Below are 20,964 nucleotides of genomic sequence, written 5' to 3'. Positions count from 1 at the left end.
CCCTCATTCATTTCGAAGGTTTTACGATGCATTCCCGTTCCATGCCTCAAGCGGGCAGGCTGGTACTCTGCGCGCTCGTCTCGGCAACGCTGCTGTCGGCATGTCAGCCATCCGCCGCGCCGGTTGCCGACGTACCGCGGCCCGTCAAGGTCGAAGTGGCCGGCGGTGCCGGCCAGGCGCATGCCGACACCTTCGTCGCGACGCTGCGCGCGCGCCAGCGCACCGACCTCGGCTTCGAGTCGTCGGGCCGCGTCGTCGCGATGCTGGTCGACGTGGGCGATCGCGTCCGGGCCGGGCAGGTGCTCGCACGCCTGGACGAGTCGCCGGCACGCTGGCGGCTCGACAAGGCGACGGCCGATCGTGCCGCCGCTGCCGCGACCCTGGCCGAGCGTCGCACCCACCTGCGTCAGCAGGAGGAACTCGCCCGCGACGGAATCATTTCCGCGCCCGCGTTGCAGGCCGCACAGGCATCGCATCAGCAGGCCGCGAGCCAGCTGGGTGTCGCGGAGGCCGCGGTGGCGAGCGCCCGGCGCGACCTCGCGTTCACGCGCATCACGGCCCCGTTCGACGGCGAAATCGTGGCGCGTCAGGTCCAGCCGTTCGTGGATGTCGCCGCAGGCCAGAGCGTGCTGCAGATGGAGGCCGGCCGCGCGCTGGAAGCCGTCGTGATGCTGCCGGACACGATCGCCGCGACGCTGTCGCCCGGCGCCGAAGCCCACGCGGTCAGCGGCACGGATCGCGTGACGCTGACCATGGAACGGCTGTCCGGCCGGAGCGACAACGGCTCGCTGGTGCAAGCCATCTTCCGGGTCCAGGGTGCCCCTTCCGGGCTGCGCAGTGGCGGCGTGCTGTCCGTGGCGCTGCCGCGCGGTGAAGCGCATGACATCACGCTGCCGGCGACGGCCGTCATGGCCGGCACGGAAGCCGGACGAGGCAGCGTCTTCGTCATCGACGGCGCCAGCCAGACGCTGAAGCGCCGAGCGATCCGCACGGGCGGGCAACTGCTGCCGGATGGGCGGGTCGCCGTGACGCAAGGCCTGCGCGCCGGCGAGCAGGTCGTGGTCGCGGGGACCGCCGTCCTGAACGAGGGCCAGTCCGTCGTCACGTATCGGGCGCAGACCGTTCTGCAGGGAGCGCGCTCGTGAAGCTGACCCAGGCCGCACTCAATTCCAGCCGGCTCACCTTCTTTGTCGCGCTGCTGATTCTCGTGACCGGCGCGTTCACCTTCCTCACGTTCCCGTCCCAGGAAGAGCCTTCCACGACCGTTCGCGACGCGCTGGTATTCGTCGCGAACCCCGGCGTGCCGGCCGAGCGGATGGAGCAGCTCGTCGCCCGACCGGTGGAGGAGCGCCTGCGCCAATTGAACGAACTGAAGCACGTCACGAGCACCGTGCGTGACGGCAGCGTGATCCTCCAGGTTTCGTTCCGTGAAGACGTGCATGCACTGATGCCGGTGTTGCAGCGCATGCGCGCCAAGGTCGACGAAGCGGTGCCGCTGTTCCCGGCCGGCACGCTGCCTCCGCAGATCGACGACGACTTCGGTCGCGTGGCGATCGCGTCCATCGCGGTGACCGCGCCGGGGTTTTCGATGAGCGAGATGCGCGAACCGCTGAAGCTGCTGCGCGAAGGGCTGTACCGCGTGCCCGGCGTGCAGGGCGTCAGCTTTCATGGGCTGCAGGAGGAGCGCGTCTATATCGAATTCGACCGCGCCAGAATGGCGGGGCTGCATTTGTCCGCCGCGTCGGTCATGCAACAGCTGCAGAAGCAGAACGTCGTGCAGTCCGGCGGCCGGCTCGTGCTGTCGGGCCTGAACAGCGCGGTCGTCAGCTCCGGCGAAATCCGCTCGCTGCAGGCGCTGCAGGATTTCACGCTCACCGTGCCGCCGGCCGGCGCGCGCGCGGAAGCCGCGCAGGGCACCGTGCGTCTGGGCGACATCGCCCAGGTGCAGGTTCGGCCCGTCGATCCGCCCGAGTCTGCGGCGATCTTCCGCGGCGAAGACGCGGTCGTCCTCGGCATCTCGATGCGCAAAGGCCAGAACGTGAAGGCGGTCGGCCAGGCGCTGCGCGCGCGTCTGGACGAATTGAAGCAGCAGTTGCCCGCCGGTTTTTCGCTCGACTACGTGACCTTCCAGGCGGACGTGGTCGAGCGGGAAATGGGCCGCATGAACCAGGTGATGATCGAGACGATCGTGATCGTGATGATCGTCGTCGTGCTGTTCCTCGGCTGGCGCGCCGGCGTCGTGGTGGGCGGCATCGTGCCCCTGACCATCCTGGCCACGCTGCTCGTGATGCGCTCGCTGGGCATCGAGCTGCACATCGTGTCGATGGCCGCGATCATCATCGCGCTGGGCTTGCTGGTCGACAACGGCATCGTGATCGCGGAGGACGTCGAACGCCGCCTCGCCGCGGGCGAGGAGCGCCGTCACGCGTGCATCGAAGCAGGCCGTACGCTGGCGATCCCGCTGCTGACGTCATCGCTGGTCATCATCTTCGCGTTCTCGCCGTTCTTCTTCGGCGACACCGCCACCAACGAATACCTGCGCCCGCTCGTGGTCGTGCTCACGCTGTCGCTGCTCGGGTCGTGGCTGCTCTGTCTGACGGTGACGCCGCTGCTTTGCTATTTCTTCCTGAAATCCGGCCATCACGGCGAAGGCGATGCGCACGAGCACGATGCCGACGCGACGGTCAAGCAAAGCCGCTTCTACGGTGCCTATGCGCGCCTGATTCGCCGCGTGCTCGACCACAAGGGGCGGTTCCTGGTCGTGATGACTGCGTTGCTGGTCGGCGCGCTCGCGATCCTGGCCACGCGTCCGGCCGGGTTCCTGCCCGCTTCCGACCGGCCGCAGTTCCAGGTCGAACTCGAGCTGCAGCCGGGGAGCGATGCGCGGCTCACGCGCGACGTGGTTCGCGACCTGAGCCGTTGGCTCGACGATCGCAAGCGCAATCCCGAGGTGACGACCAGCATCGGCTATGTCGCCGACGGCGGCCCGCGTGTCGTCCTGGTGCTCAATCCGCCGCTGCCTGCGTCGCATATCGGCTACGTCACGGTCAGCGTCGCGAAGCCGCAGGATCTCGACGCCGTGATCGCACGAACCCAGGCGTGGATGACGCAACACCATCCCGAGGTGCGAACCGATGCGAAACGCTTCTCGCGCAGCGCCCACGACGCCGGCACGGTGGCGTATCGCGTGTCCGGTCCCGACGAAGCCGTGCTGCGCGAGATCGGCCGCAAGATCCAGGCAACGTTGCATACCCAGCCGGGCATCGTGCAGATTCACGACGACTGGGGGCCGCGCGTGCCGCGTGTCGACGTCGAGATCGACCAGAACAAGGCACGGCGTCTGGGCGTCAGCAGCGAGGACATCTCGACGGCGCTGGCCACGCGGTATACCGGCGTCAACGTGTCGGTGTTGCGAGATGGCGATACGCTGGTGCCGTTGGTCGTGCGCGGCGCGCAAGCCGAGCGCGCGCGGCCGGAAGATCTCGCCAATACGCTGATCCATCCGGCTGCGGGCGGCGCGCCGGTTCCGCTGTCCGCGGTTGCGACGGTCACGTTGAATACCGAGCCGTCGACGATTCGACGCCGCGACCTGATGCGCACGCTCACCGTGAAGGGCCGCAATACCCACGGCACCGCGCAGCAGGCGGTCGATCAGCTCGCGCCGGCCGTCGGCCGGATCGCGTTGCCGCCGGGGTACCGGATCGAGCTGGGCGCCGAAATCGAGGAGTCCGCCGAGGCCAACGTGGCGCTCGGCGAGTATCTGCCGCACGCGGTGGTCGCGATGCTGGTGCTGTTCATCTGGCAGTTCGGCTCGTTCCGCAAGCTGCTGCTGATCGTCGGGATCATTCCGTTCGCGATGATCGGCGTCGGGCCCGCACTGATCATCGCCCGCGAACCGTTGGGCTTCATGGCGAACTTCGGCCTGCTGTCGCTGGCCGGGATCATCGTCAACAACGCGGTGCTGCTGCTGGAGCGTATCGAGGTCGAGCTGGCGGCCGGCAAGTCGCGCCGCGAAGCGGTCGTCGCGGCGGCCGTGGCGCGCCTGCGGCCGATCGTGATGACCAAGCTGACCTGCATCGCCGGCCTGATTCCGCTGCTGCTGTTCGCCGGCACGCTGTGGACCGGCATGGCCGTCACCATCATGGGCGGGCTGCTGCTCGGGACGTTGATTACGCTCGGCATGGTGCCGGTGCTGTATGAACTGCTGTTCAGCGACAGGCTGTCCGGCTGGAGCCGGAAGCTCTTCGGTTCCGGAGCCGTCGATGCGCCCGGGAAATGTTGAAACGGGTCGCCCAGCCGTTTAGCGCCCGTCAATGCGGGCGCATTGGAAACCCGGGTGTGACCAACAGGACAAGGTCCTCCCGGTGTTTGCCGGCTGTTGATGAACGAGGTCGCGAGACCTGCCTCATTTTTTTGAATGGAGCGTCACGAATGAACAAGACGCTGCGGCCCGCAATTCGGTGGCACGTACTCGCTCTCGAATAGTACGAACCTTGCGAACAACCGCGCATATAGCGCCGGCGTGTCGTATCAGTTTGAAGGCCTGAAGCGGGGTGCTGCCTGCTCGCAAGCGAACAACGCCGGTCTGTTCGCGGCGGGCGCAGTGAACCCGTCGGTCGATTCGATCAATGGCACTGCATACCGAATCCAGGGCCGCAGCCGCACGTATGGCATCGATAAATCCCGCGTCGCAGCCTCGTGCAACTACCAAGTTGCCGCAAGTTTCCCCGTATGGTCAAATGACCATATCAATTGACCAGTTTGGGTGTAGCTCCCTGACTCGGAAGTCGCGTTTCGGGGAGCAAGAATTTGCCTGCCAAGCAGGGGGCGATGGCGGTGAAACAAACAGGATGGTGGCCGTCGCCCGTCAACTGTCTGCCGACAACGTGATCCACGGCGCCGCCGACTGTCGGTCGACCACGCAGCCCTATCGTTGCGACGCGCGATGCGTCTCGCGTGATTCGAGGCGCCCCGGCTTGTTCACGCGCGTGATGAGGGGATGGGCGTCGCGCACTTATTCAAATGGGACAGAGGAGATTGGGTATGGAAAAGATCTGGCTTGATGCCTATCCGCCGGGGGTTCCGGCAGAGCTTGATTCCAGCGCGTATCGAAACATCACTGCATTGATCGAACAAAGCTTCAGCCGGTTTCACGCGAATCCGGCGTTTGCGTGCGATGGAAAGCAGATCACCTATGGTGAGCTCGACGTGATGTCCCGAGCACTGGCCGCGTGGCTGCAGTCACGCGGCCTCGAGCGGGGTGCGCGGGTCGCCATCATGATGCCGAATGTGTTGCAGTACCCGATCTCGATTTGTGCGGTGTTGCGCGCCGGCTACGTTGTCGTCAACGTCAACCCGCTCTATACGCCCCGCGAGCTGCAACACCAGCTGAATGACAGCGGCGCGGAGGCGATCGTCATTCTCGACGGCTGCACGGCAACGCTGGATGCAATCCTTGCGCATACTCAGGTGAAGCATGTTCTGGTGGCCACGCAGGGCAACGCTTCCGGCGCGGAACGGAAGCCGAGCCCGTATGCGGCATTTGACGACGCGATCGAGGAGGGACGTCGGGGCACATTCGTACCGGCTTCCCAGTCGCCGGACGACGTCGCTTTTCTCCAATATACGGGCGGGACAACCGGCGTGTCGAAAGGCGCGACGCTGTTGCATCGGAACATCGTCGCGAATGTATTGCAGTCGGACGTCTGGTTCAACCCGGCGCGCGATTTGCGCCCTGACGTGACGCAGTTCATCACGGTGGCGGCACTTCCGCTCTATCACATCTTTGCGCTCAATGTTTGCTGCCTGTTGACGATTCACATGGGTGCGCTTTCCGTACTGGTGCCGAATCCGCGGGACATCGGGGGGATGATCGAGTCGCTCGCGGGATACAAGGTCACGAATTTTCCGGGTGTCAACACGCTCTTCAACGCGATGCTCCATCATCCCGACTTCTCGCGCCTCGATTTCTCCAATCTGCTGCTGGCCAGCGGTGGCGGGATGGCCACGCAGGAAGCCGTCGCCAGGCGCTGGAAGGAGATGACCGGCGCGCCGATCATCGACGGATACGGGCTGTCCGAGACATCACCTTGCGTCGCGGTCAATCCCGTGACCGGGAGTGAGTTCAACGGCACCATCGGCCTGCCGTTGCCCTCCACGGAAGTGTCGATCCGGGACGACGACGGCAACGAATTGCCGCCCGGCGCAGCCGGAGAGCTGTGCATTCGTGGTCCGCAGGTGATGGCGGGTTACTGGCAGCGGCCGGATGAGACCGCGAAGGTGATGACCGAGGACGGCTTCTTCAGGTCGGGTGACATTGCGTCGATCTCCGAAGCGGGCTTCGTGCGAATCGTCGACCGCAAGAAGGACATGATTCTCGTGTCCGGTTTCAACGTCTACCCGAACGAGATCGAAGACGTCGTCGCCAACCATCCCGGTGTATTCGAGGTCGCGGCGATCGGCGTACCCGACGAGCATTCCGGAGAGGCCGTCAAGCTGTTCGTGGTCAGGAAGGATCCGGCGCTGACGTTCGAAGACCTGATGGCGTTCTGTAAAGGCCAGCTGACCGGTTACAAGCGCCCGAAAAGCATCGAGTTTCGCGACAGCCTGCCAAAGAGCAACGTCGGGAAGATCCTTCGGCGCGAGTTGCGGGTGTCGAACAATTGACGTGGTGACCGAGGTGATGCCGGGAGATTGAGTGGCCGGCATCACCCGTCTCCTAACCGGCACGTGAATGGCAGCGCGGAAAAAGTCCGCCGCACGCCGGCGCCCGATGCGACGGCGCATCCGGCGCGCTGGCGACACAAGGTCCACTCAAGCATCCCCGGAAAGGCAGGCAGGGCCCGCATGAGCGGGGCTGCCGCCCCATTCGTGCCGCGGGTAAGGGCGCGTTCCGTCAGACGACTTCGAACAAGCCGGCTGCACCCATGCCGCCCCCCACGCACATCGCCACGACGACGTAGCGCGCGCCGCGTCGTTTGCCTTCGATCAGTGCGTGTCCGACCAGACGGGCGCCCGTCATCCCGTACGGATGGCCGATCGAAATGCTGCCGCCGTTGACGTTGTATCGGGCCGGATCGATTCCCAGCTTGTCGCGACAGTACAGCACCTGGCAGGCAAATGCCTCGTTGAGCTCCCACAGTCCGATGTCGTCGACTGTCAGGCCATGAAGCTTCAGGAGCTTGGGAATCGCGTAGATGGGTCCGATGCCCATCTCCTCGGGCGCATTGCCGACGACGGTCATGCCGCGATAGATGCCGAGGGGCGTTGCGCCGATCTGTTCGGCGGTCTTGCCGTTCATCAGGACGCAGGCGCTTGCACCGTCCGACAGCTGGCTTGCGTTCCCGGCGGTCACCACGCCACCGTCAACCACCGGTGCGAGCCCGGCAAGCGATTCGAGCGTCGTGCCGGGACGATTCCCCTCATCCTGCGTGAGCGTGACCTCCCTCCGCCACGTTTCGCCGGTCACCTTGTCGACGACCCGCATCTGTGTCGTGATCGGGACGATTTCGTTCGAGAAGCGGCCTTCCTTTTGTGCGGCGGCAGTGCGCAGCTGGGAATCGAGCGCGTACTGATCCTGCAACTCCCGAGCGATCCCGTACTTGCGGGAAACGAACTCGGCGGTCTCGAGCATCGGCATGTAGGCGGCGGGTTGCACGGCCAGCACGTTGGGATCCTGGTCGGCACGCGTCCACTCGAAGTAGCGCGTCTGTACCGCCGAGATGTTTTCCTGGCCGCCCGCGACCACCACCTGCATCCCGTCGCACATGATCTGTTTGGCGGCCGTGGCGATCGCCATCAGGCCCGATGCGCATTGGCGGTCAAGCGTTTGCGCGCCGACCGAAGCAGGCAGCCCGGCCGCCAGCACACCTTGTCGGGCGACATTGTTGCCGGCGGTTCCCGCGTTGAGCACCGAACCGATGACGGCGTCCTCGATGCGATCCGGTTCGATCCCGGCGCGCAGCACGGCATGCCGGATGGCGTGACCGAGCAGGGTGGGCGAGTGCGTGAGGTTGAACGCGCCGCGATAGGCCTTGCCGATCGGCGTGCGCGCGGTGGAAACGATGACGGCATCAATCATATGACATCCTCATGAATTAGACGGAAGCAACGAAATGGAGGCTGCGCGCACGGGTCAGAACCAGTGCTCCGGCATCGTCAGGGGCGTGGTTTCCACGGGATTGAGCACCGCCAGCCATGCGGCCACCTTGGGCATTTCCCACCCGAAGAAGTAGTCGCACGCGGCGAGCTTGCCGCGATGGAAGTCGCTCCCGGTGGGGCCGCTCTCGAGCGTGTTGGCCACGAGCGCCTGATCGAGCCAGAGCCAGCCGACGACGACATGGCCAAATGCTTCGAGGTAGGCCGCCGCATTCGCCAGCTGGAGCTCCGGGTCGTCGAGCCGGTGCAGCGCGTGGGTGACGAGTCGGATGCGCTCCCATGCGCATTCGAGCGTGTCGGCATGGTCATGGAGCGAACGGATCGACCGAGCCTTGAATACCGTCGCGGCGATTTTCCGGTCGAGAGCATGCATCGCGGCGCCGCCGTTTGCACGCGTCTTTCGGCCCAGCAGGTCGAGCGCCTGGATACCGAATGTGCCTTCGTGTATCGGGTTGAGCCGATTGTCGCGATAGAACTGCTCGACGTTGTATTCGCGCGTGTAACCGTAGCCGCCATGCACCTGAATGGCGAGATCGTTGGCGACGAGGCCCCATTGGGACGACCAGCTCTTGACGACGGGCGTGAGCAGGTCGAGCAGGCCATGCGCGTCTTCGCGGGCGCCGGCGTCTTCTTGCGAATGGATATCGTCGCTCAGTCGAGCCGCATACAGGCACAACGCGAGTGCACCCGACACGTAGGCCTTTTGCGCGAGCAGCATGCGCCGGACGTCGGCATGACGGATGATGGGGGCCTGTCCCGAGGCGGGCGACCGGTCACCGCGTGTCCGGCCCTGCAGGCGCGTCTTCGCATAATCCAGCGAGTGAAGGTAGCCGGTATAGCCGATCGCGGCGGCGCCGAGGCCGACCGAGATACGCGCCTCGTTCATCATGTGGAACATGTAGGCCAGGCCTTTGCCGGGCTCGCCGACGATCTCCCCGATCGCGCCCGCTTCGCCTCCCGGACGGTAGCGACCCTCACCAAAGTTCAGCAGGCAATTGACCGTGCCGCGGTACCCCATCTTGTGATTGATGCCTGCGAGGACGACATCGTTTCGCTCGCCGGGCAGCCCGTCGGCGTTGATCAACTTGCGCGGGACGGTGAAGAGCGATATCCCTTGAACGCCCGGAGGAAGCTGGCCGTTTTCATCGGGAATCTTGGCCAGTACCAGGTGGACGATGTTCTCGGCAATCTCGTGATCGCCGCCGGAGATCCACATCTTGTTGCCGAACAGGCGGTAGCGGCCGTCCCGGCTTGGAACCGCGCGCGTGCGGATATCGGCAAGACTCGACCCGGCTTGCGGCTCCGACAGGCACATCGTGCCAAAACATCGCCCTTCCGCCATGGCCTTGACGTAGTGCTCGACCCGGTCGCGCTCACCGTGGGCCATCAGCAAATTGGCGTTGGCGATCGTGAGAAAGGCGTAGCCCGCGGTTCCCGGATTGGCTGCCAGCAAATACGCCATGCCGGCCCGTTCCACGGTGCTGGGCAGGCTCATGCCGTTCCACTCGTTGGGGAACGACGCGCTGATCAGGCCGGCGGCCGCAAATGCACGCAATGCGACACCCACTTCCGGGTTGATGGTGACGCGTTCTCCGTCGAATGCGGGTTCGTTGCTGTCGTTCTTCTTGTTATGCGGTTTGAAGAGATCCGTGGCAAGCGATTCGTACACATCCAGCACGGAGGTGTAGTCGAAGCGGTCCTGCCCGGCAAATCGTTGCCGGCGCGTAAGCGATTCGACCTGCAGCCAGTCGAAAAGAATGAACTCCACGTCGCGACGGGAGAGGGTGAGTTCGCTAGTCATGGAATCGAATGAGTGAGTGTCTGGTGTCTTGGCGCGATTTAGACTGTCTTCAATAAATTCTGGAATGCGAAATTATGGGTTTGAAGCGATCGCGCTCGGAAACACTGAAGGACATCATGGGGTGATCGGCGTCGTCCACTCCGCCACGACATTGGGGGGATCGGTCATGCATATCCGGAGGCGGTATGCATGGAGCGATTCGCGTGGTTTACAGTGGGACGGCATGTCCATTTCAATGTTGATCAAACGACCAAGTCATGTGGCCGATGAAATTAGCATGGTGTTCATCGACGGTCGATCGTGGTTAACCCGTCGCTTTCCGAACTGTGCCGTCATTGAAAGACGTGGGGCGATTCGAAGCGGTTGAGCGGCGCGTGATCAACCCCTGGTTCCGGTCGGAACTCGACCGGAACCAGGGTGAAGGACGCAAGGAAAACAGGGCGCAGGCCCGGATCGAGGCACGTGTCGCATCCGTTCCGGAAAGCGGTGGCGGGGCAGGTCAAATGTCTGAAGCGACCGGACGTGGCAGGATCCCGTCCCCGTCATGCAAACACGTCGGCAACATATCTGCCATGCTCCCGCTCCATCGTGTCGATCCACGCGCTGGCGCTTTCATCGTTCGCTCCCGTTGCCTCCTGATAAATGCGGGCAAGCGTGGCGCGTACGGCAGGCGCCATGTTCTTTCCGTCCCCGCAGACAAAGACAGTGGCGCCTTGCGCAAACAGGGCGGCGATCTTCTCGCGCTCCAGCCAGACTTTGTCCTGAACGAACCGGGCGCCTTCCTCCGGGCGGTTCGAGTAAGCCGGCATCACTTCGACCACACCGCATCGAGCCCATTCGTCGAGTTCGTCGCGATAAAGAAAGTCGACGTCGGGGTCATCGATGCCGAAGAAGAGCAACGACTTGCCGATGTTTTCCCCCTGCTGCTTCTGCAGTGCGCGCTCTTGCAGGAAGCCGCGGAAGGGGGCGATACCGGAACCGGCACAGATCAGGATCATCGGAAGGCCGGTCTCGGCGGGTGGCCGAAAGTGTGCATTCGATGGCCTGACTGCAACGGACAGGCTGTCCCCGGTGTTGAGCCGCGCGAGATACGACGACGCCACCCCTTCATGGCGACCATTGCCGGAGAGCGCCGGTGCATCGACCACGGCGACCGTCAGCGTGACATGGTCTGCTTTCCAAAGCGGGGAAGACGAGATCGAATACTGGCGTGCTTTCAGCGCGGGCAGCATATCGAGGAACTTTTCGAGCGACAGGTCGACGGATCCGAAGCGTTCGAGCAGATCCATGACGGTTGTCCGTTTTCCCAGGATCTCGCCTTCGAAATCGTCGGCGCTCAGGCGCTCGAGCTCGACCTTCTCGGGAGGGCAACGCGTGGCGGCGGCCAGGGTCGATACTTGTGATCGGGTGGCAGGAACGGCGAGTTCGACATAGCTCGAGAACAGGTCACCACAACTGATGGGCTGGCCGAGCGGAAGGCGCGGATTACTTGACGTACCTTCAATCACCACCTGCGTGTCCCAGCTCACGCGAAACCGGCGCAAGACGCGATCGACGTTGTTTTTCGAGTTGCGCGGCAGGACGGCCAGGTAATCTCCCGATTGATACGTCATCGCTTCCGGCAGTTTCAGTTCAATATGCTTTTTGGAGCGGCTGCCGGCCACGCTGATATCGACCAGTTCCCTGTTGTCGACGATGGACGCATGCGCCATGTCGCCGAAGTTCAGCAGTTTTTCACGGGTATTCTCGGCGAAGCTGACCTTCAGCGCGGTATCGCCCTGTTGCACGGTCGAGACTTCCTTCCCGGCGCTGATCGCAAATCGGTCCCACATTTCGGTGTACCAATTGTCAAATTCACCGAAGAAGTCGCCACCGGAATCGAGTTCGCCTCTGACGTGCACTCTCGTGGCACCGGCCTTCTCGAGCGCCTCATCGACTCGCTTGGGAATCGCCTGGTAGGTCCGGGCCCATTGCTTGTTGCCGCACCCGAGCACCGAAAAATGGACACCGTCCAGCGCGCCTTCTTCGAGTGCTTCGACATACGGGACGAATGATCGGGCGTTGTCGGGCGGCTGTCCTTCATAGGAAGCGGTGACGATCACGATGGCCGGATATCCGTCGAGTTTTCCTGCGAAATCGTCGAGCGGAGCGCACGTCGCGTGAAATCCGTGACGACTCGCATCCCCTGCAATACGTCTTGCAAAGGATTCGGCGGAGCCCGTATTTCCCCCGAAGAGGACGAGCATGGTCGACACGTCTTCGCCGGAAGTAGTCGACTGAACCGGAGCGACGCTCGGGCTTTGAGCGCTCGAGCGGGCGCGAACGGCCGTATCGGGCGCTTTGAGCGCGCCTCGGGCCCGCGGTTTCACGTTGATCCGGAAACCGGTCGGCTTCAGCGTAAGCGTTTCGGCGACATCCAGCTCGTAGTCCGGATCGGCGAACGAGAAATCGAATCGCTGGAGCAGCATGATCAGGACGAGATGCGCTTCCTGCATCGCAAACGGGCGGCCGATACAGGCGCGTGCACCGTTGCCGAAGGGCTTCCATGCATTGGGCGGGAGTTGCTCCGCATTCTCCGGGGCAAATCGCTCCGGACGAAATGCCTCGACGTCCTCGCCCCAGACGCTCACATCCCGATGCAACATGGGCGTCAGGATCATGATGATGTCGTCGGGAGAAACGGCATATTTGCCGCCGAACGTGGTGTCGGCGAGCGGCGACACGGCGAATGCCGGCGCGGTCGGCCAGATGCGCAACGTCTCCATGAGGATGTGTTCGATGTAACGCAGTCTTGCGAGATGCTCGATCCGCGGCGTCTCGCTGCCCACCACCTCGTCGACCATGTCCCGTGCTTTTTGCAGGATGTCCGGGTTCTTGAGGAGGAAATAGGTGGCAAAGGACAGGAGCCCGCTGGTCGTTTCATGCCCGGCGATGAGAAAGGTAATCATCTGGAAGACGATGTTCTCGTCATCCAGTTTTTCTCCCGTCACCGGATCGACGCCGTTCAGCATGCGGTCCAGCAGGTCCATCGACGCTTCGTTATCGTGCGGGTGCTTGCGCCGGTCTTCGATCATTTTGGTCGCAAGCGATCGCATGACTGCGATGTCCGCGTCGAACTTTCGACTGCGATTGACCATCAGCTTCGACACAAGCTTGGGCCGCAGCTCGCGCTTGCCGGCCTCGCTGAGGGTGTTGACCATGGCATCGACAAACGGATGCTGGTCTTCACGGTAGAAGCTGTTGAAACGACAATCAAACGCACACAGGGCAATCGTATCGAGCGTCAGCCGCGTCATGTGATCGGATACATCGACCGGCGTCTCCGGGCCGAACCGCTCCCAATGGAGAAACATCTGGTCGGCGATGTCGACCATCTTGTCGAACATCGACCAGATACTGAGCGGGCCGAACGCCTGCATCAGCACACGATGCGCCTTGGCCCAGTTCGGTTCGTCACCGAATGCCGTAAATAACCCGTCGCCGATCGCGGGCCTCAGTTCGAGCAGCGACTGGTGCACACACTTCTGAAATCGGCTTTCATCGCACACCTCATTCACCAGTGTTTGCCCGCTGACAACGTAGTAACCTTGCCCGAACACCTCGAACCAGTAGACCGGCCCGTAAGTGCGCGCGAGATCCATCATCTTGGCAAGGGGAGACGGCCCGAGGACCTCCATCAGATGACCGATGACGGGTTTCAGGGGCGGCTGGGGGACGAGGGATGAGGACTTCATTTCAATAGCCTTTCAGAGGTGTGTTAGCACATCGCATCTCGATCTATTGAACAAATGTAAAATAGACAAAACCACGTGTCCAGAGCTTTTTATGTCACCTGATGTAAGCCCTAATACCGCCGATCCTCGCTTTCAACGGAGTTACGACGCGCTCGTTCGCGCCATGACCGAACTGCTCGACGAGGCGCCGCTGAACAAACTCAGCATTGCTCAGTTGGTGCAGCGCGCCGGCGTCGCGCGTCCCACGTTCTATCAGCACTTTCCCGACCTTCAGTCGGCCGCCCAGCGGGCGGCGCTGGTGAGGCTCGACGACGCTTTTGCGTTCGTCGAGGAGCAGGGCAAACGGCTGAACCCGCCGAGTGCCACTTTCTTCAGGTCAATGGAGGTGGAAACCGCGCTGATTCTCGAGCATCTGAATGCGCATCAGCCTTTCTATCTGTCCGTGTTCAACGACGCGGCCACATCGGCGTTTTTCGATGAACTGGTGACCTTCGTTTCCGGCCGGCTCCTTCCGCCTTATGAAGGCGTCCGCACGGAAGCCGAGCAGGATTGCCTGACGGTGCTCGGCGGGGGATTGGTCTGGACGGCGGTGCACTGGCTTCGCCAGGGCGCCATGCGCGAGACCCCGGAGGCCATGGCGAAGCGCATGGCCCGCACCGCGGCGACGATCCTCGATGCGTTCGGGTTGACGCTCGGGTTCGCGCAGGCGGATTCGGAGTAGCGAGAGGGGAAGCGCGGGAAGCGGGCAGGTTGATCGACATGCGCCGCCTGTGTGCCCAATCGACTTGCACCGAACGCGCTGCGCAGGAATGGCGTCTTCGGTCGCATCACGAACCGACAGGTATTGACCGACGCGGGTGATCGCGAGGCTCGGTCGGTGCGTGCGGCTTTTCGGTGACTCGCATATCTCCACGTCAATCATCAACGCGGCGCCGCATGCGTGCGTCCATTACTGGAATCGACTGGACAGAAACGCGATAACGTCGGGTGCAACAACGGTCATGACCGTGCCGTGATCCTTGCCTGGGTAGGTCTTGTACGCCAGTGAGGGAGGCGGTGGCGTCGTCGCCTGCAGCCGTGAGACGAGTTCGTTCGTAAGCGTCGGTTGTACGAACACGTCTGCCGTACCCTGAAGGATCAGCGTGGGCGCCGTCAATCGGAAGTCGGGCTCAACAGCCGGATCATTCGCGGCAAGATAGGCTTGCATTTCCGGCACGCTACGCCACTGCGGATTGAAGCCGGCGTATCCGGCAGGTGTCTTCGTCGAGATCAACTGACCGATCTGACCGAAGGCCGCGAACACGCACTTTGTCCTCAGCTCCGTCAACTGGGACGCCAGATCGACCCCCATCAGCTTTGAAACGTCCACGTTGGGCGATTCGACTTGCACCGCGACAGTCAACATGCCGACGAACAAATTCTGGATTGCGGTGTAGAGCGCGGCATTCGTGGGATCGCTGGCGGCCATGTCGCTGAGCCCGTTGATTGACGCAGCGACGGACGTAAAGGGGGCTATGGCGACCGTGCCACGGAAATCGAGGGGGGAGGCGTCACCGACAAAACGCTGGAGTTCGAGGACACCGCGCCCACCTTCCGAATGTCCGACGGCCGCCCAATGGGTGGAAAGCGGCATGTCGCTCTCGCGCGCCGCGACTACCGCCGCAATGATCGATCGCGCCTCGCTTGCTGAATTGTAGTATCGGTACGGGGTATTTTCGGCCGGTCCCAGGCCTTCGAAATCGGGCGCGACCACCGCATAGCCTGCATGAACCAACGATTCGATGAAGTCGCTGTAATGGCTCGGGAAACCTTGCGCGGTCAATCCTCCGTCGAGCGTGTCCAGCGTCAGGCTCGGTGCGCATGTGGCTTGCCCCGCGGTCGTGGTACCGTGCGCCCACGCGACGATCGGCCATCCGCCCGCAGGTGCATTGCCCTTCGGAACAAACAGCAACGAAGTCGCGGGCGTCGTGCCGCCCGCCGTTGCCGGCATCGTATAGGTGAGAAGCGTTGCATGCGCGTCCGGTACCGACGTGACGGCCTGAGGTACTGCAGACATCAGTCTGGCATACCCGGAGTTGACGTCGTCGCCCCCGCCGCAGGCTCCGAGCGTCAATGTCATCGCCATCATCCATGCAGCAAGCGCTCTGCGCCCTCGTGATTCGCATGAACGTCGCGCAACGGATGCTGTCTTGGGATGCTTTCCACGAACGTTGATCGAGCGAGATGAACTTGCTCGCTTTACCTCCGTCGACGAAGTCCGACAGGTTTCCTTGTGTTCATTCATGATGTGCGTGGCCGGTCAACCGTTGAAGGGAAGGATGGCGATCCCGGTGGAAGCATGCCGAAAATCATTTGCGCCGCGCGTCCTCCCGCGAACCCGATACGCCAACGGGATCGCTTCGGCGCGGCGCGTCGGCACATGAGTCGACGCGATCGCCGCGGATCAGAACCGATGTCGAATGGCGACGCGAATCGCGGTCTGGTGATTGGAGGTCGACGGCGTCAACTGATTGATGGACGCGACGGCGACTCGCCCGGTCGAGTCGGTCCCGCTGGCACGCTGATAGGTGCCGACGAGGTAGACGTCGGTGCGCTTCGAGAGGAAGTAATCGGCTCCGACGGAAGCCTGATTGTAATGAGCTCCTCCTTTGGAATCGGCGCCACTATTCCGCGTGTAGACATACGCGGCACCGATGAGGAATGACGGCGTGAACTGGTATTTCACGCTCGCTTCGACGTTGTCGAACTTTGCGGTTCCTGCGATGCCGCCAGCGGGCACCGGCCCGCTCGATGTGTCGCCAAGATGACGGAACTGCGTATTGGAGTAGGTCGTTCCCAACGTCAGCGCGCCGATCGTATACGCGGCACCGGCGCCGATAACTTGCAGCGAATGCGCCGACGCATAGCCCGAGATCACCGGTGATGCGCCGAAGTTCGAGCCCGGCACTTCATTGACCGTGGCGGCGACGGTTCCGCCGGAGCCATAGAACGACGTGTTCGGGTTTCGGACGTTGAGATAGCCGGCGCCCAAAGAAAGGGGACCATTCGCGTAACTGACACCGGCTGACCAGATCTGATTGCGGCCCGTATGCCCCGCGACACCGCCGAGCGAGTAGAGCGCGGTTGCCGTCACGCCATGAAAGAGCGGGCTGGTGTACTTGATCGCGTTGTTGACGCGGTTCGTATTGTTGAAGTTGTCATTGTCGGAGGGGTGAGCGGCCATGGAGCCGCCCCATTGATCACCCACCTCGAACAGGCCGAGCGTATCGACGACGGAATCGTATTGTCGCCCGAGCGTTACCGTGCCATACGGGCTGGACAGGCCAACGTACGCCTGCCGACCGAATTCGAGGCCGCCTTGGCCGAGTTTGCCGGTATTGACGTCAAACCCGTTCTCCATCACGGCGATCACACCATAGCCACTGCCGAGATCCTCCCGTACACGCAGCCCCCAGCGGCTGCCATTCAGGACGCCGCTCGAGAGATTGTAAAGATGATGGCCAGCCGCATTGCTGACGTAGTTGGCACCCTCATCCAGAATCCCGTAGAGCAGTACGGTGCTTTGCGCACTTGCCGTACCGCTGACGAAGCCTGCCGCTGCGCAAAGCGCAATTGCCTTTCTCATTGAACGTCTCCAAATTCTCTTCTGAATTTATTCATCGTGACGTGGCGATTCATGGATCAAAAAGTTGATTCGGAAACCTGATTAAATTGAACCGATGAGATTCCTTGGGAAGAGACTTCAGATCGGTACAACAGAATCTACCTGGTCCAGAAATCGCTACGTTCGATGATTAGATTCGCCACCACCCCCATCGTCAATCGGTTGGCCCGTCTGATTCCGTGCATTGGAATGCGCATGATCCGAGGCCGTGCGGATGGGGTAGAGACCCCTACGGGTAAACCGCGTCAAGTTGGAACCCGAGATCATGCGCGGCCCGTTCAAGTGCCGGCAAGACACGTTATCCGAGCGCGCCGGCATTCGGTCGACGTGATTGAATTCCAGTGCGGCATATGTCTCGACACGTTCCTTGTTGTACGTTGTTTGATCCGGAACGGTTGTGCACCAGCCGTCGAATCGATGGCCGGTGCGCGTGGCGATGTGGAAGGGCAGATCAGACGATCTTGCGTGATCGCAAATCGGCAACCTCGCGTGCATCCAGTCCGATGCCGGCGAGAATTTCATCGGTATGCTCGCCGGTCAACGGTGGTCGCGTATGGATCTCCGGCGGCGTGCGCGACAACGACACGGGCGTGGCGAAGATGGGCACCTTTTTCGGCGCACCGGGATAATCCATCCAGTGGATCACGTCGGCAGCCTTGATGGTTTCGTCTTCCAGTGCCTGGCGTGGCGAATTGACGGGGCTCGCAGGGATGCGTGCCTGCTCCAATTCGGCCAGCGCGTCGGCGAGCGTCTTGTCCGCGCACCATGCGCTCATCAGCTCGCTCAGGAACGCGCCGTTCTCGCCGCGCAGCCTGTCATCGGCAAAGCGCGGATCGTCGAGCAGTTCCGGTCGGCCCATGAGTTGCGTCCATCGTTTGAACATCGGACGGCCGATGACCTGGGTGATGAACCAGCCGTCCGTCGCCTTGAAGATGTCGGACGGCGCGTAGCCGGACGCACGGTTCAGCGTGGCCTGGCGATCCAGCCCGAGCAACGCTTCCTCGATCAGCGCGCCGCTGGCCATGTTCAGGCCCGTGCACAGCAACGACGCGCTGACTTCCTGTCCCATGCCGCTGCGCTGGCGTTCGTAGAGCGCCAGCATGACGCCGAGCGCACACGAGAACGCCGTGGCGAAGTCCACCACCGGTACCATGGCCTTTTGCGGTCGATCGGGCGTACCTGCGATGTACACCGCGCCGCTCAGTGCCTGGCCGACGCCATCGAAGCCCACGCGGTCGCGCACGGCTTCGCTGTTGCCGAATGCATTGGACGCAACGAGGATGATGTCGGGCTTGATCGCGCACAGGCTGTCGTAGTCGAGCCCGAGGCTCTTGAGCGTGCGGGGCGGCATGTTCGCGATCACCACGTCGGCATCGACAACCAGCTTGCGCACGATATCGCGCCCCTCGGGGCTGTCCAGATCGAGCGTCATCGAGCGCTTGTTGCGGTTGACCTGCAAGAAAAGTGCGCCTTCGCCGTGCTCGGTCACGGGTACGATAAATCGATCCTCGCCGCCGCCGACACGATCGATGCGGATGACATCCGCACCATAGTCGGCCAGCAGTGCCGAGCAGAACGGCCCGGCGATGAAGCGTCCGAAATCGAGGACCTTGATGCCTTCGAGTACTTTCATGTTTCGTGTGCGGTTGAGTCAGGCGGAGGTCGCGGCAGCGCGCACTTCGTCGAGCGCGCCGGGGTTGTCGAGTGACGACAGGTCGCCCGGGGGCTGCCCGCAGTACACGCTGCGGATCACGCGCCGCATGATCTTGGAGCTGCGCGTCTTCGGCAGTTGCGCGACCACATGCACTCGGCCCGGCCGGAACGGGCGACCGAGACGCTTGTCGACGTGGCCGGACACGATGGCCTCCAGATCCGCACCCGCGCCACCGGCGCCGGGCTTCGGCACGACGAACACGACGAGTTTCTGGCCCTTGTCCGCATCGGCGACGCCGATCGCGGCCGCCTCGGCCACGTCCGGCAGTTCCAGCACGACTTCCTCGACCTCGGCCGGCCCCAGGCGCTTGCCGGCGACTTTGAGCGTGTCGTCGGAACGGCCCATCATGAAGTAGTTGCCATCGGACGTGCGCAGCGCCAGGTCGCCATGGACCCAGATGCCCGGAATGGTCTGCCAGTAGGTTTCCAGGTAGCGTTCGTCGTCGTGCCAGAACGACTGCGTCATACCGACGAACGGAGCACGGATTGCCAGTTCGCCGACTTCGCCGGTCACGCTCTGGCCGTCGGCATTCACCACGTCTGCGGCCACGCCGGGCGAGACGGTGTTGAAGCCGCTCGGCGGAATCGGCCGAATCGGGACGCTCGCGAGCAGCGCGCCCGATGCCTCGGTGCCGCCCGTGTAGTTGATGACGGGCGCCGTGCCGTCGCCGAAGCGCTGCAGGAACCAGTTGAAATGCTCGGGTGCGATGCCTTCGCCTGCCGTGATCAGCAATCGGACGGTGGAGCGATCGCCCGCGAGCGCGAGCGCCTCGTGGCTGGCCATCCCGCGGATCAGCGTGGGCGCCGATCCGAAGTGCGTGACACGGTGACGTTCCACCACGCGCGACATGCGCGACCAGTCGGGGTAGTCGGGCGCGCCGTCGTAGCACACCAGCGTCGCGCCCCGCAGCAGTGCGCAGCCGAGCACCAGCGTGCCCGCGATCCAGCCCATGTCGGCGGGCCAGCAATAGACGTCGCCGGGATGCACGTCGAAGTGAACCAGCGAATCGTGCGCGATCTTGATCGGGAAGCTGCCGTGCGTATGCACCACGCCTTTCGGCTTGCCCGTGGTGCCCGACGTATAAATCACCATGAACGGCGTATCGGGCGTGACGGACACCGGCGGGACGCCCTGACCCAGTCCGGCGCTTGCCGTTTCCTGCCAGTCGAGGTCGCGTGTATCTTGAGCGGTGTCGCCTTCGCCGCGCTTCCAGATCACGTGTTCGAGCAACGGCAACTGGCGCCATGCATCGCGCAGCGCGCGCTGTACATCCACCCGCTTGGTTCTGCGCGAGAAGCCGGTGGATGCGATCACGATGCGCGCCTCGGCCGCCGACAGGCGAGCCACGATCGCATCGACCCCGAAGCCGCTGAACAACGGTACGACCAGCGCGCCGAGATGCACGATGGCCAGCAGCGAGACGGTCGCCTCGATGCCGTTTTCCATCAGCAGACCGACACGGTCGCCCTGTTTGACACCATGCCGCACGAGTCCTGCGGCGAAATCGCTGACGCGCTGCGCCAGCTCCGCGTAGGTCAGCTCGCTTATGCTGCCGTCCTCACGCTCGGCGACCACGGCCTTCTGCTGCGCAGTGGCGGGGCTGCGGGCCCAGCCATAAATGGTGTTGACCCAGTTGAGCCTGCCGCCGGGGAACCAGCTCGGAAACTGCGGGCCGCTCGACAGGTCAACGTAGCCTGTCGGCGGTGCGTCCCACGCGATTGCGCATTCGTCCATCACCGTCGTCCAGTAACGCGCCGGCTCCGCGATCGACACACGCATCAGTTCTTCGTACGACGGCACGCCCAATGCGTGCATCAGTTTCACGATGCCGGCGTGCTGCAGCTCGCGCTGGCCGGGTTGCCACACCTGGCCGGATTCATGGTTGCTCATGATC

At 63.3% G+C, this 20,964-nt stretch carries 11 protein-coding genes and 1 pseudogene; 5 read left to right on the top strand and 7 right to left on the bottom strand.

Annotated elements, in window-relative coordinates; all coding sequences use genetic code 11:
* Nucleotides 1-26: 26 nt before the first annotated feature.
* The 4 genes and pseudogenes from QZM35_RS26105 to QZM35_RS26090 all read left to right on the top strand — a co-directional run bounded on the left by QZM35_RS26105 (nt 27) and on the right by QZM35_RS26090 (nt 6,666).
* Entirely contained in the window at nt 27-1,145 is a 1,119-nt protein-coding gene (locus QZM35_RS26105; protein WP_089429451.1) for an efflux RND transporter periplasmic adaptor subunit, read from the top strand.
* Nucleotides 1,142-4,282: an efflux RND transporter permease subunit gene (locus tag QZM35_RS26100; protein ID WP_301777083.1), complete on the top strand. Its 3,141-nt coding sequence runs from the start codon at nt 1,142-1,144 to the stop codon at nt 4,280-4,282. The genes QZM35_RS26105 and QZM35_RS26100 overlap by 4 nt, the downstream gene beginning before the upstream one ends.
* A gap of 165 nt (nt 4,283-4,447) precedes the next feature.
* A pseudogene (locus tag QZM35_RS26095) lies at nt 4,448-4,576 on the top strand (porin); the annotation flags it as partial.
* A gap of 467 nt (nt 4,577-5,043) precedes the next feature.
* Entirely contained in the window at nt 5,044-6,666 is a 1,623-nt protein-coding gene (locus tag QZM35_RS26090; protein ID WP_301777082.1) for a long-chain-fatty-acid--CoA ligase, read from the top strand.
* A 229-nt stretch (nt 6,667-6,895) separates the two neighbouring features.
* Here QZM35_RS26090 and QZM35_RS26085 read toward each other — a convergent pair whose 3' ends face one another.
* From QZM35_RS26085 to QZM35_RS26075, 3 genes are all read right to left on the bottom strand, one after another.
* Nucleotides 6,896-8,080 carry an acetyl-CoA C-acyltransferase gene (locus QZM35_RS26085; RefSeq protein ID WP_301777081.1) on the bottom strand — a complete coding sequence of 395 codons (1,185 nt, stop codon included), beginning with the start codon at nt 8,078-8,080 and terminating at the stop codon, nt 6,896-6,898.
* A gap of 54 nt (nt 8,081-8,134) precedes the next feature.
* Nucleotides 8,135-9,958, bottom strand: coding sequence for an acyl-CoA dehydrogenase (locus QZM35_RS26080; protein WP_301777080.1), 1,824 nt, complete (start codon nt 9,956-9,958; stop codon nt 8,135-8,137).
* Between the two features lie 542 nt (nt 9,959-10,500).
* Nucleotides 10,501-13,692 (bottom strand): cytochrome P450, encoded by a 3,192-nt coding sequence (locus tag QZM35_RS26075; RefSeq protein ID WP_301777079.1) that lies wholly within the window; start codon nt 13,690-13,692, stop codon nt 10,501-10,503.
* A gap of 163 nt (nt 13,693-13,855) precedes the next feature.
* Between QZM35_RS26075 and QZM35_RS26070 the strand changes: the two genes are divergently transcribed.
* Nucleotides 13,856-14,413 (top strand): TetR/AcrR family transcriptional regulator, encoded by a 558-nt coding sequence (locus QZM35_RS26070; RefSeq protein WP_256978470.1) that lies wholly within the window; start codon nt 13,856-13,858, stop codon nt 14,411-14,413.
* A gap of 228 nt (nt 14,414-14,641) precedes the next feature.
* Here the strand turns inward: QZM35_RS26070 and QZM35_RS26065 are convergent, their stop codons facing one another.
* From QZM35_RS26065 to QZM35_RS26050, 4 genes are all read right to left on the bottom strand, one after another.
* Nucleotides 14,642-15,811, bottom strand: coding sequence for an alpha/beta fold hydrolase (locus tag QZM35_RS26065; protein ID WP_143329957.1), 1,170 nt, complete (start codon nt 15,809-15,811; stop codon nt 14,642-14,644).
* Between the two features lie 324 nt (nt 15,812-16,135).
* Nucleotides 16,136-17,317: a porin gene (locus QZM35_RS26060; protein ID WP_089434227.1), complete on the bottom strand. Its 1,182-nt coding sequence runs from the start codon at nt 17,315-17,317 to the stop codon at nt 16,136-16,138.
* Nucleotides 17,318-17,807: 490 nt separating this feature from the next.
* A complete protein-coding gene (locus QZM35_RS26055; protein WP_301777078.1) occupies nt 17,808-18,989 on the bottom strand; it encodes a CaiB/BaiF CoA-transferase family protein in 1,182 nt (393 codons plus the stop codon).
* Nucleotides 18,990-19,007: 18 nt separating this feature from the next.
* Nucleotides 19,008-20,963, bottom strand: coding sequence for an AMP-binding protein (locus tag QZM35_RS26050; protein ID WP_301777202.1), 1,956 nt, complete (start codon nt 20,961-20,963; stop codon nt 19,008-19,010).
* Nucleotide 20,964: the final 1 nt, after the last annotated feature.

Source organism: Burkholderia sp. AU45274 (assembly GCF_030482505.1).
Lineage (GTDB): Bacteria > Pseudomonadota > Gammaproteobacteria > Burkholderiales > Burkholderiaceae > Burkholderia.
Note: the sequence above shows the minus strand (reverse complement) of the source record. Positions and strands in the feature narration are given on the sequence as shown.

What these genes read in the sequence shown, in the direction of transcription:
- QZM35_RS26105 (WP_089429451.1), top strand. Translation starts at nt 27, where the DNA reads ATGCATTCCCGTTCCATGCCTCAAGCGGGCAGGCTGGTACTCTGCGCG.
- QZM35_RS26090 (WP_301777082.1), top strand. Translation starts at nt 5,044, where the DNA reads ATGGAAAAGATCTGGCTTGATGCCTATCCGCCGGGGGTTCCGGCAGAG.
- QZM35_RS26085 (WP_301777081.1), bottom strand. Translation starts at nt 8,080, where the DNA reads ATGATTGATGCCGTCATCGTTTCCACCGCGCGCACGCCGATCGGCAAG.
- QZM35_RS26080 (WP_301777080.1), bottom strand. Translation starts at nt 9,958, where the DNA reads ATGACTAGCGAACTCACCCTCTCCCGTCGCGACGTGGAGTTCATTCTT.
- QZM35_RS26075 (WP_301777079.1), bottom strand. Translation starts at nt 13,692, where the DNA reads ATGAAGTCCTCATCCCTCGTCCCCCAGCCGCCCCTGAAACCCGTCATC.
- QZM35_RS26070 (WP_256978470.1), top strand. Translation starts at nt 13,856, where the DNA reads ATGACCGAACTGCTCGACGAGGCGCCGCTGAACAAACTCAGCATTGCT.
- QZM35_RS26065 (WP_143329957.1), bottom strand. Translation starts at nt 15,811, where the DNA reads ATGACATTGACGCTCGGAGCCTGCGGCGGGGGCGACGACGTCAACTCC.
- QZM35_RS26060 (WP_089434227.1), bottom strand. Translation starts at nt 17,317, where the DNA reads ATGAGAAAGGCAATTGCGCTTTGCGCAGCGGCAGGCTTCGTCAGCGGT.
- QZM35_RS26055 (WP_301777078.1), bottom strand. Translation starts at nt 18,989, where the DNA reads ATGAAAGTACTCGAAGGCATCAAGGTCCTCGATTTCGGACGCTTCATC.